This is a genomic window from Streptomyces sp. NPDC055239, from assembly GCF_053606205.1.
Genome location: NZ_JBSGRD010000003.1, coordinates 536,546 through 551,656 on the forward strand (window position 1 = coordinate 536,546; position 15,111 = coordinate 551,656).

At 69.5% G+C, this 15,111-nt stretch carries 11 protein-coding genes; 4 read left to right on the plus strand and 7 right to left on the minus strand.

Annotated features, from left to right (window positions below):
- Window positions 1–69: 69 nt before the first annotated feature.
- Window positions 70–1,689 carry a malate synthase A gene (gene aceB / locus ACWFRJ_RS13235; protein WP_453528427.1) on the plus strand — a complete coding sequence of 540 codons (1,620 nt, stop codon included), beginning with the start codon at window positions 70–72 and terminating at the stop codon, window positions 1,687–1,689.
- Between the two features lie 113 nt (window positions 1,690–1,802).
- On the opposite strand, the gene ACWFRJ_RS13240 is transcribed toward aceB, so the two are convergent.
- The 3 genes from ACWFRJ_RS13240 to ACWFRJ_RS13250 all read right to left on the minus strand — a co-directional run bounded on the left by ACWFRJ_RS13240 (window position 1,803) and on the right by ACWFRJ_RS13250 (window position 6,406).
- The gene (locus ACWFRJ_RS13240) at window positions 1,803–2,708 is read right to left on the minus strand and encodes a HipA family kinase (RefSeq protein WP_453528430.1); all 906 of its coding nucleotides are present in this window, start codon (window positions 2,706–2,708) and stop codon (window positions 1,803–1,805) included.
- A gap of 57 nt (window positions 2,709–2,765) precedes the next feature.
- Window positions 2,766–2,948, minus strand: a complete 183-nt coding sequence (locus ACWFRJ_RS13245; RefSeq protein WP_453528433.1) for a hypothetical protein — start codon at window positions 2,946–2,948, stop codon at window positions 2,766–2,768.
- Between the two features lie 188 nt (window positions 2,949–3,136).
- Window positions 3,137–6,406, minus strand: a complete 3,270-nt coding sequence (locus ACWFRJ_RS13250) for a S8 family peptidase (RefSeq protein ID WP_453529627.1) — start codon at window positions 6,404–6,406, stop codon at window positions 3,137–3,139.
- A gap of 288 nt (window positions 6,407–6,694) precedes the next feature.
- On the opposite strand from ACWFRJ_RS13250, the gene ACWFRJ_RS13255 reads away from it, so the two are divergent.
- Window positions 6,695–7,375 (plus strand): response regulator transcription factor, encoded by a 681-nt coding sequence (locus tag ACWFRJ_RS13255; protein WP_453528436.1) that lies wholly within the window; start codon window positions 6,695–6,697, stop codon window positions 7,373–7,375.
- Window positions 7,362–8,876: a sensor histidine kinase gene (locus ACWFRJ_RS13260; protein ID WP_453528439.1), complete on the plus strand. Its 1,515-nt coding sequence runs from the start codon at window positions 7,362–7,364 to the stop codon at window positions 8,874–8,876. The genes ACWFRJ_RS13255 and ACWFRJ_RS13260 overlap by 14 nt, the downstream gene beginning before the upstream one ends.
- Window positions 8,877–9,004: 128 nt before the next feature.
- On the opposite strand, the gene ACWFRJ_RS13265 is transcribed toward ACWFRJ_RS13260, so the two are convergent.
- Both ACWFRJ_RS13265 and ACWFRJ_RS13270 read right to left on the minus strand, forming a co-directional pair.
- Window positions 9,005–10,507, minus strand: a complete 1,503-nt coding sequence (locus tag ACWFRJ_RS13265) for a cytochrome P450 (protein ID WP_453528442.1) — start codon at window positions 10,505–10,507, stop codon at window positions 9,005–9,007.
- Entirely contained in the window at window positions 10,504–11,478 is a 975-nt protein-coding gene (locus ACWFRJ_RS13270; RefSeq protein WP_453528445.1) for an SDR family NAD(P)-dependent oxidoreductase, read from the minus strand. The genes ACWFRJ_RS13265 and ACWFRJ_RS13270 overlap by 4 nt, the downstream gene beginning before the upstream one ends.
- Window positions 11,479–11,612: 134 nt before the next feature.
- Here ACWFRJ_RS13270 and ACWFRJ_RS13275 point away from each other — a divergent pair, with 134 nt between their 5' ends.
- Window positions 11,613–12,092 carry a nuclear transport factor 2 family protein gene (locus tag ACWFRJ_RS13275; RefSeq protein WP_453528448.1) on the plus strand — a complete coding sequence of 160 codons (480 nt, stop codon included), beginning with the start codon at window positions 11,613–11,615 and terminating at the stop codon, window positions 12,090–12,092.
- A 46-nt stretch (window positions 12,093–12,138) separates the two neighbouring features.
- Here ACWFRJ_RS13275 and ACWFRJ_RS13280 read toward each other — a convergent pair whose 3' ends face one another.
- Complete coding sequence (locus tag ACWFRJ_RS13280; protein ID WP_453528451.1) at window positions 12,139–12,558, minus strand: ester cyclase; 420 nt, start codon at window positions 12,556–12,558, stop codon at window positions 12,139–12,141.
- 95 nt (window positions 12,559–12,653) lie between these two features.
- Complete coding sequence (locus ACWFRJ_RS13285) at window positions 12,654–15,077, minus strand: KR domain-containing protein (RefSeq protein WP_453528454.1); 2,424 nt, start codon at window positions 15,075–15,077, stop codon at window positions 12,654–12,656.
- Between the last annotated feature and the right edge of the window lie 34 nt (window positions 15,078–15,111).

Genomic DNA, 15,111 nt, shown 5'->3' on the forward strand with positions numbered 1-15,111 from the left:
GTGTCACTGCGAATGCCCGGCGGCCGCCAAGGCACCACTCGTGAAGCTCGCTGAAGGAAGTGACAGCTCATGTCCGCACCAGCGCAGTCCCCGCTGGCCATCGTCGACGCGGAGCCTCTGCCGCGGCAGGAGGAGGTCCTCACCGACGCGGCCCTCGCCTTTGTGGCCGAGCTGCACCGGCTCTTCACGCCCCGCCGTGACGAGCTCCTCAGCCGCCGCTCCGAGCGCCGCGCCGAGATCGCAAGCACCTCCTCGCTCGACTTCCTTCCCGAGACCGCGGCGATCCGCGCGGACGACTCCTGGAAGGTGGCGCCCGCCCCGGCCGCCCTGAACGACCGCCGCGTCGAGATCACCGGTCCTACCGACCGCAAGATGACCATCAACGCCCTGAACTCGGGCGCCAAGGTCTGGCTCGCGGACTTCGAGGACGCTTCGGCGCCCACCTGGGAGAACGTGGTCCTCGGCCAGCTCAACCTGACCGACGCCTACGAGCGCCGCATCGACTTCACGGACGACCGCAGCGGCAAGTCGTACGCCCTCAAGGACGCCGACGAGCTCGCCACCGTCGTCATGCGCCCGCGCGGCTGGCACCTGGACGAGCGCCACCTGCAGCTCGAAGGCACCCCGGTCCCCGGCGCGCTCGTCGACTTCGGCCTGTACTTCTTCCACAACGCCAAGCGCCTCATCGAGCTCGGCAAGGGCCCGTACTTCTACCTCCCGAAGACGGAGTCGTACCTGGAGGCCCGCCTCTGGAACGACATCTTCGTCTTCGCGCAGGACTACGTCGGCGTCCCGCAGGGCACCGTCCGCGCCACGGTCCTCATCGAGACGATCACGGCCGCGTACGAGATGGAGGAGATCCTCTACGAGCTCCGCGACCACGCGTCCGGCCTGAACGCGGGCCGCTGGGACTACCTCTTCTCCATCGTCAAGAACTTCCGTGACGGCGGCTCGAAGTTCGTCCTGCCGGACCGCAACCTCGTGACGATGACGGCCCCCTTCATGCGGGCGTACACCGAACTCCTCGTCCGTACCTGCCACAAGCGCGGCGCGCACGCGATCGGCGGCATGGCGGCGTTCATCCCGTCCCGCAGGGACGCGGAGGTCAACAAGGTCGCCTTCGAGAAGGTCAAGAACGACAAGGACCGCGAGGCGGGCGACGGCTTCGACGGCTCCTGGGTCGCGCACCCGGACCTGGTCCCGATCGCGATGGAGTCGTTCGACGCGGTCCTGGGCGACAAGCCCAACCAGAAGGAGCGCCTTCGCGAGGACGTGCGGGTCGCCCCCGGTGACCTGATCGCCATCGACTCCCTCGACGCGAAGCCCACGTACGACGGTCTGGTCAACGCAGTCCAGGTCGGCATCCGCTACATCGAGGCCTGGCTGCGCGGCCTCGGCGCCGTCGCCATCTTCAACCTGATGGAGGACGCGGCCACCGCCGAGATCTCGCGCTCGCAGATCTGGCAGTGGATCAACGCGGGCGTCGTCTTCGAGAACGGCCGGACGGCGACCGCCGACCTGGCCCGCGAGGTCGCCGCCGCCGAACTGGTCGCCATCCGCGCCGAGATCGGCGACGAGGCGTTCGCGGCCGGCAAGTGGCAGCAGGCCCACGACCTCCTCCTCCAGGTCTCCCTGGACGCGGACTACGCGGACTTCCTGACGCTCCCGGCGTACGAGCAGCTGCGCTGACCCGTACCTCGGATTCGGCCAGGCCCCCCGGCATCGCACAGCGCCGGGGGGCCTGGCCCCGTCAGGGGCGCGGGGAACTGCGCGCCCAGCCACATACGGCCCGCAGATCCCCCTCACTCAAGGTGAACGGACCAGTCCTGCTCAGCCGCAGGCTTCCCGTGCAGATCCGGGACCCGCTTCAACCAGGCCGGACGCCCCTTCTCAGTAACGGCGGCACGCCTCGCGTCGGCAGCGGCAAGCTCTCCCCGGCTGGGGAAGTCCGTCGGCAGCCAAGCCGCTGAGGCACGGACACGGGCCAGCAGAAAAGCGATGTACGCCTCCCGCACCTCGTCGGGTGACGAGAATCCCGGCTCATCGGCCAGCCACGCGTCCGGCACGAGACCGACGATCTCGCGAAGCACGGCCTCCGTGACGAGGGGCGCAAGTTCGGCGTCGGCGGCCGGCGTGTCCGGGCCGTACCCCCCGAGAGCGTGATGGCGGAAGTCGTACACCTTGTCAGGCGCGGACGCGCCCCAGCGGTGGTGGAAGACCAGGGCCGCCCCGTGGTCGATGAGCCACAGCCTCGGCGGCTGGAGGCCGAACGTGGGCCAGACCATCAGGTTCGAGCTGTGCACCGTGCGGTCGACGTTCGCGGTGAGGGCGTCGAGCCACACCACCTTGCCCGCTTCGAGCGGGTCCACGTCCAGCGCCTCGGGGGTGAAGTCCGCCGCGCCCGGCAGGAGGTCCATGCCCAGGTTGAGCCCCGCGCTGGCGTGCAGCAGGTCCTGCACCTCCTGATGGGGCTCGTCCGCCGCGACCGCCGGGTCGAAGTGGACCAGGACGAGCTCGGGGAAGCGCAGGCCGAGGTGGCGGGCAAGTTCGCCGACGATGATCTCGGCGACCAGCGCCTTGCGGCCCTGCGCGGAGCCGGTGAACTTGACGACGTACGTACCCAGGTCGTCGGCCTCGACGACGCCGGGCACGGAGCCCCCGGTCCGCAAGGGCTCGATGTAGCGGGTCGCGGTGACCTCTCTCAGCATTTTCCCAGGCCACCCATCTCTTCAACCATGTAATCCACAGCCCCCGTCGGACGGGCGCTACAGCGGGGCGATGGCGGTTCGCCCCTTGCCTCCGACCTCCGGCACGAAGTGCGCATAGTAACCGGGGGCGATCGCGGGCGAGGAGCGCCCGAGCCACCGCACCAAGGTCACGACGGACTCTCCGGCTTCCACCACCTCGGCCAACGCGGGCTTCCATGTGTAGGTGCTCCACCTATTCACCGTGGGAAGGCTTGCAACAACCCACCCTCGCCGGTCGGTTGCGGCCCCTCGTTCCGTGCCCGGTCCACCAGCATCGCGACGAGCTCCACTCCCCTCATACACGGATGGCCCGCCGGAAGCTCTGCTTCCGGCGGGCCATCCGTGCGTGTCAGCGTTCAGCGAACCTGTCGGTGATCCACCGGATCATGTCACTTCCCGTAGTACGCGTTGTAGATCGAGATCGTCGATTTGTTGTCCTTCTTGTCGGCGATCTTGGCGTGGAACGAGATGCCCTTGCCCTTGGCCGGGTTCGTGACCGCGATCTTGCCGTTCTTCACGGTGACCTTCTTCCAGGTCTGGCCGTAGTCGTACGACACGTACACCGCGAGCGACTTGAGGTTGCTGCCTGCGGCCGAACCCTGGACGGTCACCGGGACGGAGACCTTCTTGCCCGCCGGAGCCCTGCTGTCCAGGCCGACGGCCGCGTTGAACCGGACCGAGGAAGCGGGCAGCTTCGCCCGGTCGGCCTTCTTGGAGCGGAAGGTCCAGCTGGCGTCGACGCGGGTGGAGGCCGCGGCGACCTTGACGCTGCGCTTGACCGAGGTGGTCAGCTTGTACGCGGCGTCACCGGCCGGGACCTTGAAGGTGCCCTGCCCTTCCAGCGGGTCGCTGTTCGAGCCGACCTTGGCGCCGTTGCGGTAGAGGGTCGTGGTGGCCGACGAGTAGAGCGACGAGCCGGCGTGGGTCTTGCCGTCGGCGAACAGCGGCAGGGAGCCGTAGATGCCGTTGCCCTCGCGGTAGATGCCGAGGCTTGAGTCGATGCGCGGGCCGAAGACCGCCGTGTGGAAGGTCTTCTCGTAGGTCTTGGCGGCCTTGAAGGTCTGCGGGGTGCCGAGCGTGTAGAAGGCCTCGACGATCGGGAAGCCGTTCTCGTCGAGCCCGCCGTGCTGCTCGAAGTCGAGTTTCCACGTTGTCCCGCTCGCGGTGGACAGGCGCAGCGTGCGCGTGCCGGGCAGCTTCTGCTGGACCCCGGGCGCGAAGGTGTCCGTACTGCCGGGCACCTCGCCCCAGGCGTAGATCACGCCCTGCTTGCCGCTCGACGAGGCGCCCAGGCCGGTCTTCACCGTGGCCAGTTCACTCGCCTTGTAGTGCTTGGTGTAACCGGTGGCGAGCTGCTTGACCTTGCCGCCGGCGAGGGTGTCGTACTCCTCGGCGGGCTTGACCCAGTGACCGCCCCACTGCTGGTACAGGCTGCCGTCGGTGACCTGCGGGCCGGCGTGCGCGGTACGGAAGTTGGCGTACGAGTCCAGCCACCAGCCGTACGAGCTGCTGCCGGTCGGCGTGCCGACGGTGTACATCGGCTGAGCGACCTCCGACTTCGCCCCCGCGTCGGGCACGGTGATGTCCACCGGCTTCGCTGTCCGCGCGTCCACCGTGATCGTGGCCTTCTTGGTGATGCTCAGCTTCGGCTGCGCCACCCAGTCGAAGCCCTTGGCGAGGTCGTCCGGGTCGACGTAGATCGCCGAGTCGAAGATGTAACCGCCCTTGGGAACACGGACCTTGACGGTGCCGGACTCGTCGTAGGGCGAATACCACTTGTCCTGGGCGAGCCCGGTGACACCGTCCAGGTCGGCGCCGTAGTACTTCGCCGGGTTGCCGTCACGTCCGAGGAACTTGAACGTGACGTCGTACGACTCCACCTCGCGCTGCACCGTCGCCGCCGTGCGTACGCTCTGGCCGCCGCCGGTCGCGGTCACGTACGCGGAGTAGGCGCCGTCGAGCGTGCCGCCCAGCTTGGTGTTGACCGTGAGGTCGGCGGAGGCCGAGCCGCCCGCCGGGACGTTCAGCGTCTTGGTGCCGAGCGTGAAGAAGCCGGCCGGTGCGGCCTGCCCCTTCGGGTTGGTGCCCGCCACCGCGAGGTTCAGCGTGACATCGGTCTTCCCGAGGTTCTTGTACGTGACCTTGTCGGTGACCGGCTTGTCGTCGGTGTGCGGCCACTGCTGGAGGCCGAAGCTCACCGACGTCGGGTCGGCGATCACGGTCTGCTTGATGGCCTTGTCGACCTGGACGCGTCCCGAACCCTGCTGGAACGGCGTGTACTTGCCGCCCTTGGTGGAGCCGGTCAGCGCGCCCTTGAGCTGGGTGTACGTCCAGTCGGGGTGCTGCTGCTTCAGGATCGCCGCGGCGCCCGCGACATGCGGGGTGGCCATCGACGTACCCGAGATGCTCACGTAGCCGGGCGGCTTCTCGCCGACCTCCTGGGCGATGACGCTGCCCGGGGCCGAGGCGGCCGTGATGTCCACGCCGGGTGCGGTCACGTCGGGCTTGATCTGCCCGTCGAGGCCGGGGCCCGTGCTGGAGAAGTCGGCCAGCTTGTCCAAGTCGTCGACGGCGCCCACGGTGAGCGCGGCCTCCGCGCTGCCCGGGGAGCCGATCGTCTGCTCGCCGCCGTCGTTGCCCGCGGCGATCGCGAAGAGGACGCCCTTCTCCTTGGACAACTTGTTGACCTGGGCCTCAAGCGGATCGATGTCGGGTGTGTCCCCGCCGCCGAGGCTGAGGTTCACGACGTCGGCGCCCTGCTCGACCGCCCACTCCATCCCGGCGAGGATGCCGGAGTCGTCGCCGGAGCCGTCGTCGCCGAGCACCTTGCCGTTGAGCAGCTTGGCGCCGGGCGCGACGCCCTTGTACTTGCCCGCCGACTTGGCGCCCGTACCGGCCGCGATGGACGCGACGTGCGTGCCGTGGCCGTACTTGTCGGTCGCGTCGGGGGACGTGGAGAAGTTCTTCTCCCCGACCACCTGCTCCTTGAGGTCCGGGTGGGTCGCGTCGACACCGGTGTCGAGGACAGCGATCTTGACGCCCTTGCCGTTGTACCCGGCGGCCCACGCCTTGTCGGCGCCGATCTGCGGAACGGACTTGTCGAGGCTGGCCTTGCGGACCCCGTCGAGCCACACATGGGCGATGCCCGAGGCGGTCTTCGCGCCGCCGGACCGCGTGTCGGTGAGCGCGGCCCACAGGTCGGGCGCGTCCCCCCTGGGCGTCAGCACCGCGTCCGCGTTCAGCGACGTGAGGGTCCTGCGGACCTTGGTGTCGCCGGCGTCGCGGACGTCCGCCTTCGCCGCCGCGGCCGCGCCGCGGTAGCCGACGATCAGCTTGAGGCCCTGCTTCTGGGCCTTGCGGCCGGCCGACTTGTTGAGCTCGGTGACGTCGAAGAGCCGCTGGTCGAGCTTGCCGTCGGCTATCAGCCGCGCGGCGTCGGCCGGTACGACGAGGGTGTGTCCGTCGGCCTTGCGGATCTGGACGGGTATCCCCTCGCGGCCCTTGGCCCGCTCCAGGCCGGTGACACGGCCCTTGGCGTCGACGACGACGCGGTCGCCGGTGATCAGGGTGATGCGGTGCTTGGGCGTGATCTGTACGGTCTGGTCAGCGGCCGAGTCACTGGTTGTGCGCTCGGCCTCCGCCGACGCCGGGCCGGTCATGCTCGCCGCCAGAGCCACGGCTGCCGCCGTGGCGATCGTGGCCGTGCACGCTCTTTTCGCTTGTCTGCGCAAGTCTCCCCCTGGAGGCTCTCTGAGAACTTGTTGTCTTCCGGGTGTAACCACTGGGTTTCTGCTGGTCAGGCGTAAATCTCCCGCCGACCGCTTCGCCATCGACGCGGTGTTCCTCGGCGAGGACCGCCAGCGTGCCCGAACCTCGTTGACCGGATGCTGATCCAACCTGACCGGCCGATCAGGAAGGCGGGCCGGCACTGTGCGAGGCTGCACCGCATGCGCATCCTGGTGGTCGAAGACGAGGTGGACCTTGCCCACACCCTGCGCACCGGTCTGACCGCCGAGGGCTACAGCGTCGACCTCGCCCATGACGGGCGGCAGGGACTGTGGATGGCCCGGACCGGCGAATACGCCCTGGTCGTACTGGACTTGATGCTGCCCGGACTCAACGGCTACAAGGTCTGCGCCCAGCTGCGCCGGGAGGGCAACGCGACCCCCATCCTGGTACTCACCGCCAAGGACGGGGACTGGGATCAGACAGAGGCCCTGGACACGGGGGCCGATGACTACCTGGCCAAACCCTTCTCCTACATGGTGCTCGTCGCACGGCTGCGGGCCCTGGTCAGACGAGCCGCCACGGTCGCACCGCCCGTCCTCGCCGTGGGCGACCTCTCGTTGGATGTCGCCGGCCGGGTCTGCCGCCGGGCCGGGGCCCGGGTGGAACTCACACCCCGGGAGTTCGCCGTGCTGGAGCTGCTGGCCCGCAGGGCGGGCCAGGCGGTCTCCAAAACGGATCTGCTCTATCACGCGTGGCCCGACGAAGCCCTCGATCCCAACCTGGTGGAGGCGCGCGTCAGCGCCCTGCGCAAGAAGGTGGACGCCGCGTTCGGCCGACGGTCCCTGCAGACCGTGCGGGGTACCGGTTACCGGCTGGTGGACGACCGTGAACGCGACTGAGCCGCGACGCCGCTGGTGGCCGCGTTCGGTACGGGCCCGCACGGCTCTGGCCGCCGCCTCGGCGGCCGCCGTCATCCTGGTCGGCATCGGCTGGTGGGTACACCGCGACGTCTACCACGAGAGCACAAAGATCGCCGATGTGCAGGCGCGGGAACAGCTCTTGGCTCTCGTCGATCAGGTGGAGGAGGGTGTGGTTCCCGCTCGCCGAAGCACTGTGCCGTACGAGGTCGTCGCGACCGGCCGCCGTGCCGCTGTCGCCTACGGCGGAGGCATGGAGGAGTTCGATCCCGGCACCCGCCATGTGCTGCCCGCCCCACCGAAGGCCGAGTTGCCCGCTCCACCGGCGGATGACGGGACAGGATGGGGCTATACGACCGAACCCATGCGTATACCGGGGCGCCACGACTCCGAGCCCATGGACCGGTTCGGCAAGGACGGTGGGACCTACCCGGTCATGTACGACGATGTCAGGGCCGATGAACTGAGCAACGACAGAGTCGCCGCTCTGGGTGTCGCCGCCGACGCCCAGCTGCGGGTCTATGTGGTGGTGCTTCCGCACGCAGGCGAGGACATCGCCGAGGAAATCACCGAGGCCACCGACCGCCGGCTGCTGCGGGCCGGGCTCGTCGGCCTCGTACTGATCGCCGCCGTCGCCTACTTCGCCGTCCGCATCGCGCTGCGGCCGGTCGAAGCCATTCGCGTCCTCACCGCCTCAGTCACCGCGAGCGACCCCCGCGAACGCGTTACCGTGCCCGCCGCGGGACACGAGATCGCCGCCCTGGCCACCACCATCAACACCACCCTCCAACGCCTCGACGACGCCGCCACCCAGCAGCGCCGCTTCGTCGCGGACGCCGCCCACGAACTGCGCAGCCCCCTCACCACGCTGCTGGCCAGCCTTGAAGTCGCGCTCGCCTACCCGGAACGCACCGACTGGCCCGCCGCGGCCACCACCGCCGCACGACAGACCCGCCGCCTCCAGGCACTCACCGAAGACCTGCTGCTCCTCGCCCGCCTCGACACCCGCACCCCCACAGCCGGTCCCGACACCGTCGACCTGACAGCCCTCGCCTCCCGGCTGACCGAGCAATACCCCCGCACCGAACGGCCGTTGAACCTCACCTGCGACAGCACCGCCCCCGCACACGCACCCGGAAACCCCGACGAATACGAACGGCTGCTGCGCAACCTCATCGACAACGCCGCCCGCCACGCCGCACACCGCATCCAGATCACCGTCCGGAGCCAGGACGGCTGGGTCGTCCTCACGGTGCACGACGACGGACCGGGCGTGCCCGCCGAGGACGCCGAGCGCATCTTCGAACGCTTCGTCCGGCTCGACGACGCCCGCTCCCGCGACCAGGGCGGCACCGGCCTGGGCCTCGCCATCGCCCGCGACCTGGCCCACCGCCACCAAGGCACCCTCACCCTCACCCCCCAGGCCCTCGGAGCATGCTTCCAACTCCGTCTCCCCCAAGCCCCGACCTCAGCCGAGGAATAGCGCGCTTCACCCGGGCAGCACTGGCCACCCGAGCGACAGTTGCTGTGTCGGCACCGGCGAGGGCGGACAACACCTCAAAGAAGCCTCGACGACGCCGGGCACGGAGCCTGGGCGCCGTCACCTCGTCATCAGCCGCCCGAGCTGCCGGTGACCGGGCACTTCTGCGCGGCCTCGGCGGTGTCGTGCCCGACCGGGGCCGTGGATGCGGGCGAGGGTGCGGGCGTGGGTGCGGTGCGGCTCCCGGGCGCCGTGCGCTCGCGTGCCGTCACGCGCACCATGACGTCCTGCAAGGGGCGCAGCGAGATCACCGGTGAGCCGTACTGCAGGGAGTGGCCCGGGATCATGCTCAGCTTGAACCGTTGGTTGATCATCGTGACGATGGTCCGCAGTTCGAGCAGCGCCATGGTGTTGCCGATGCACTGGCGCGGTCCCGCGCCGAACGGGAAGTAGGCCATGCGCGGGCGTTCCCTGACGGCCTGCTCGGTGAAGCGGTTCGGGTCGAAGGCCAGCGGGTTGTCCCAGTGCAGCGGGTTGTGGTGGGAGACGAGCGGTGACAGGAGGATCGACGAGCCGGCCTCGATGTCGTATCCACCCAGGCTGTCCGCGTCGACGGCGGCCCGGGGGAAGATCCAGATCGGCGGGTGCATCCGCAGGCTCTCGTCCACCACCATCCTGGTGTACGTCAGCGCGTCCGTGTTCTGCCTGTCCGGCAGGCCGCCGCCCATGACCTGGGCGATCTCCGCGTCCAACTCCTCCTGCACGGGAGGGTGGTTGGCGATCGAGAGGAGGGTCCAGCACAGCGACACCGCGGTCGTCTCGTGTCCTGCCAGGTAGATGGTCAGGAGCTCGTCGCGCAGCTCCTGATCCGTCCAGGGCTCGCCGGTGACGGGGTCCTCGGCCTGCTCCATCAGGGCGATCAGCGAACCCTCGCCGGTGCGCCCGTAGCTCTCCCGTACATCGGCGACGATCTTGTCGAAGACGCGGTGGATGCGGGCGATCTTGTGCTTGCGGTCGGTCGGCAGCCAGGACGGCAGCATCTCGGACGGCGTACCGCGCCGGAACATCACCTCGACCACGTCGTCGACGATGTGCTTGAGCACCTTGGACGAGGGCTTGATGTCGTAGGCGAACAGCGAGCGGCTGAGCGTGATCAGGGTGAGCCTGAGCATCTCGGTCATCAGGTCGACGGGCTCGTCGCGCGCGGCCTTGGCCTCCCACTCGTCGAGCATCTCGTTCGTGGCGGTGACGATGTTCGGGACGATGTCGAGGATGGTGTTCTTCTGGAACGCGGGCTGGACCGCCCTGCGGTGCCCGCGCCAGTAGTCGCCGTCCGTGGTGAGAAGGCCCTTGCCCATGACGACGCTGAACTGCTCGTACAGCGGGCCGCGCACGTAGTTCCCGTTGTTCTTCACCAGGACCTGCTGCACCGCTTCGGGCCCCGTGACCTGATGGACCGTCATCGGGCCGAGCCTCATGCGCACGGTCTCGCCGTAGTCGCGCTGCAGGCCGAGGAGGAACTCGGCGGTGTTGCGGCGCCAGGAACCGAGGCTGCCCAGCAGCGGGACTCCCTTGGGGCCGGGAGCGCGGGCGGCGCCGCGGGGCGTGGTGGCGGGGGCTGTGGTGGCGGTCATCGGCGTTCTCCTTCGTGGCGGGGCTGCGATCCTTCGTGGCGGGGCTGCGGGGACGGCGGCGTTGTCCGGCGGACTTCGCCGATCGGGGTGGCCCCGCGGGCGCCGCGCCGGGCCTCGTCGCGGGGCACCGGGAACACCCGCCGCACGAAGAGGTTGTCGAAGACGACGTCCGGGGCGAGGCGGCGCAGGACGAGGGTGCTGCGGGCGAGGAATCCGACGGGCCTGCGGGCGCCGGGGCGGGCACTGCGGACCGTCCGCTCCACCACCCGGGCGACGTCGTCGGCCTGGATGGCGAAGGTTCCGGCCAGACTGCGGCGGCTGCCCGTGTAGATGGCGTCGAAGTACTCGGCCGTGCGCTGGCGGAACGCGTCGTAGTCCTTGCCCGCGGACTTGAAGTTGGCCACGTAGGTGGCGCCGAAGTCGGTCGTGCGCACCGGCCCCGGCTCGATGAGGACGACCCGGACGCCGAAGTCCGCCACTTCGAGGCGCAGGGCGTCGCTCAGTGCCTCGACCGCGTGCTTGGACGCCTGGTAGAAGCCGCCGCCGGGCACCGCGTAACGCCCGAAGATCGACGAGATGTTGACGATGGTTCCGCGCCGCGCGGCCCGCATCGCGGGCAGCACCAGCTGACTGAGGCGGGCGAGCCCGAACACATTGGTCTCGAACTGCCGCCGCATGTCGTCGAGTCCGGCTTCCTCCACGACGCCCGACATCGCGTATCCGGCGCTGTTGACCAGGGCGCCGACCGAGCCGTGTTCGGCCTCGATGAGGTCGACGACCTCTCGCATGCTCGCTTCGTCGGTGACGTCCAGGCGCAGCGTCCGGATGCCTTCGGCCGCCAGGGGGGCAAGGGTTTCCGGCCTGCGCGCCGTGGCGTACACGGTCAGGCCGGACCGGTGCATCCGCAGGGCGCAGGCGCGGCCGATCCCGGAGGAACAGCCGGTGATGAGCACGGGCAGGGGTGTCGTCATCCCACTCTCCTATTCTCTGCCCCGATCATCGGGGTATATCTCCGTACGGGGCGCCGTGGTATCAATTGAAGCGTCAGCGGAAAATAATTCTGAGGGCTGTGAAAAAAGCGGCCCGAATGTTCGGGAGGCAGTTTATGTATCACCGAATCGTCACCGCCAAGCTCCGCAGTGCTTTTGCCGATATCAACGCCGGGAACTGGCAGTCCATGGTGGACACGCTGGCACCGGATTTCACTTACGTGTTCTACGGCGAGCACGCGCTCTCCGGCGAGCGGCACACGGTCGAGGCGATGAGCCTGTGGTGGCAGCGGGTGTTCAGGCTGATTCCCGACGCCGGTTTCGAGCCGCTGGAGATCATCGTTTCCGGCGGCCCCTGGATGACCAAGGTGGCGACCCGCGTGCGCATCGGCGGGCCACTGCCCGACGGCACGCGCTACGACAACGTGATGACCCAGTTCATGTATCTGAAGTGGGGCAAAATCACCGAGATCCACACCCTGGAGGACACCGTCGTCCTCCAGCGGGCGCTGGACTCCCTCGCCGCATCCGGCAACGCGGAGGCACACGCCGAACCCATCACCGACGCGTACGCGCGCTCCGTCCGCCAGGGCTGACGTCGCGCGCGGGCCCCGGCACCGTCGGGTGCCGGGGCCTGCGGCTTCACCCCAGGGCGCCCAGCTGCTTGGCGAGGTCGAGTCCGTCGAGGGAGAACCAGCTCTCGACGATCTTGCCGCCGTCGAAGGCGTCGATCACGATGCCGCTGACGGCGAACTCCCGCCCGATGGCGGGCACGCCCTCGTAGGGCTCCCCGGTGTGGGTGCCGCGCGCGGTGAACCGGCTGACGACCTTCTCGTCCTCCAGGATCCAGTCGTCGACCGTCACGTGGAGGTCGGGGAAGGACGCGCGCTGGAGCCGCACCCACTCCTTGAGGTGCTCGACGCCCTCCTTGCCGTTCGGAGCCGTTCCGTGGCTGATGTGCTCGTCACCGGCGCCCTCGTAGATGACATCGAGGTTGCCCTTGTTGAGGCACTCCTCGTAGTAGCGCTCGAGTACGGCCTTGTTCTCCAGCAGATTCGACATGTGTACCTTCCCTGATTTATGCGTGCTGTATTTATGTGTGCTGTGTTTCTGTACGGCGCATTTCTGTACGGCGTATTTCCGTGCAGTATTGAGGGTCAACCGTTTCCGACCGGACCGCGCAGGCCAGAGACGGTCATGACAGGAGCCCCGGATTCCGAATTCTTCACTCTCCATACGCCGAGGGCCGGATCCCCTTCGATGAGGGAATCTCCGTGCTCATCGGAATGGAGCGCGATACGGCCGATGACCAAGGGGTTCTTCGCGACCGAAACTCCCTCGCCCTGACGGGCGCAGGCCCGGACCACGTTCTCGAGCGCGGAGACGGAGAGGGCCGTGCGCGGCGCGTGGAGCGTCGCCCACAGATCGTTCGGAACGCAGGGCCGCACCACGGCGGTCAGGCGGCTGTCCTGGCCCTCGGACCAGACGGCGGCGGGCACCACCGACGCACGCCAGCTCAGCAGTGGCGGTCCTGAGCGCCAGACGGTCGTCGGCTTCACGTCCCGCCGCGGCGGGGTGGGTGAGCGGGTGTCGGCCGAATCGTGGACGACGCGCAGGGTCGCCTCGCCGGCCTCGGGCCCGCCCCCGGCGTCCGACACCCGCCGGAACCTCACCGTGACCACCCAGGTGTCCCCCTCGAAGGCGCCGCTCACCTCCCGCTCCCACACGGTCGGTCCCGCGTCGAGCCGCAGCAGGTCCAGCGGTACGACGACCTCCTCGAGGCAGCCGGCCCGCAGCACCCGGTAGTCCTCGGGGACGATCCACTCCGCGCCGCGCACCGCACTCTCCAGGAGAATGCTCACGGGGACGGCAGCCGTGCCGTCCACCAGGAAGTCGCCAAGGACCGGTGCCCGGTCGGGGTCGAACGTCACCCGCGACACCATGCGGACGTGCGGCTCGTACGTGCTCACCTCTCCGAGGTGGAAGATCCGCGGATAGGTGCCGGTGAAGCCGGGCAGGTCGGGCACGACGGGGTAGTCGGTCGCCTGGCCGGGGCTCATCGCCCTGCCGAGCGGCCCCACGAAGGTGACCTCCCCCTCGGATCCCGCCCGCAGCTCGGCCTGCCACTTGGCGAGGCCCTCGGTGATGTCGATGGCCGCCATGTAGCGCAGCGTCGCCGAGAAGTTGGAGATCAGACCGATGCGGTCCCAGGTCGGCCAGGCGAGCGTCATCACGGGGAAGTCCGCACGGCGTCCCGCCCACCGGCCGAGCCGGGCAAGCCCCTCGTTGGCCGCCGCGTACTCGAGCTGGCCGACCATCCCGCCGAGCCGCCCGGTGAGGGAGCCGACGCTGCAGAAGAACTTGAGCCGGTTCTCCCGCAGTTCCCGCACTCCCTCGAAGAGGTTGAGGAAGCCCCCGATCTTGGTGCGGACGGTCCGCAGGATCTCGTCGTCGGTCTTCTTGGGCAGCCTCGCCGCGGTGTCCACGCCCGCGTTGTGCACGACCCCGGTCAGCGCGGCGCCCTCACGCGCCAGGAGGGCGCGCACCTGCTCCACGTCCGTGAAGTCGCAGCGGGCGTAGTCGACGCGCAGCCCGCCGGCCCTGGCTTCGGTGATGTTGGTGGAGAGTTCCCACAGGCGGCGGACACGGGCGATGTCCCTCCTGATCCCGGTCGGCGTCGCCCCCTGCCGAAGACCGGCCCACAACTCCTTCTCGTACGCCTTGCGTTCGCTCTCGCCGACGCCGAACCACGGTTCGTCGCCGGTGGGGAAGTCCTCCCGGCCCGTCACCACGACCCGCAGGCCGTAGGTGGCGGCCAGCGAACGGGCCAGTTCCCAGCCGATGCCCCGGCCGCCGCCCGAGATCAGCACACAGTCGTCGGGGCCCAGCGGGACGGCGGGCTCCCCTGCGTCCTTGGCGACGGGGGTGAGGGTCAGCCGTTGTCCGTCGCGGTGACCGACCTCCAGTTCGCCGGGCCTGCCAAGTTCGGCTGCGACGATGCCCGGCAGGTCCTGCGCGGCGGTCAGGCTCGTGTCGACGACGCGTGCGTTGCAGTTCGGCAGTTCGCGGTGCAGCGTCTTCGCGAGACCCGCCCAGATGCCACCGAGCGGCTGAGTCAGATCGTCCTGCGGGTGGTGGCCCATCCCGCCGCCCAGATAGGTCACGGCCAGGTAGTACAGGCGTCGCGCCGATGTCTCGGCGGACCAGTCGTCGTAGTGCTCGCGCAGCGCGGCGACCGTCTCCAGGAGCGGCTCGCGCCAGGCTTCGTCCACGTCCGGGGACGTGGAGCCCACGGTCAGGTCGACGATCGCGTCCACAGCGCCGCCACCGGCTGCCCCGGATGCCGCCGGGTGGCGGCGCACCAGGGCTCCGTGTCCGGCCAGTTCGCGCTCCACGGCTGCGGCGGTCTCCCGGTCGCCGCCGAGCAGCAGGACCCGCATCCCACTGAGCCGCGCGGGGTCGGCGGTGGGCGCCGGCAGGGTGGTGAGCTGCCATTCCATCCGGCTCACCGCCTGTACCGGGGCGTTGCCCGCGTCGTCGGCGGACACCGGCGGGGGCGGCTGTTCGCGTACGGATGTCATGCTGCGATTCCTTCCTCGTCGGTCACGGTCGGCC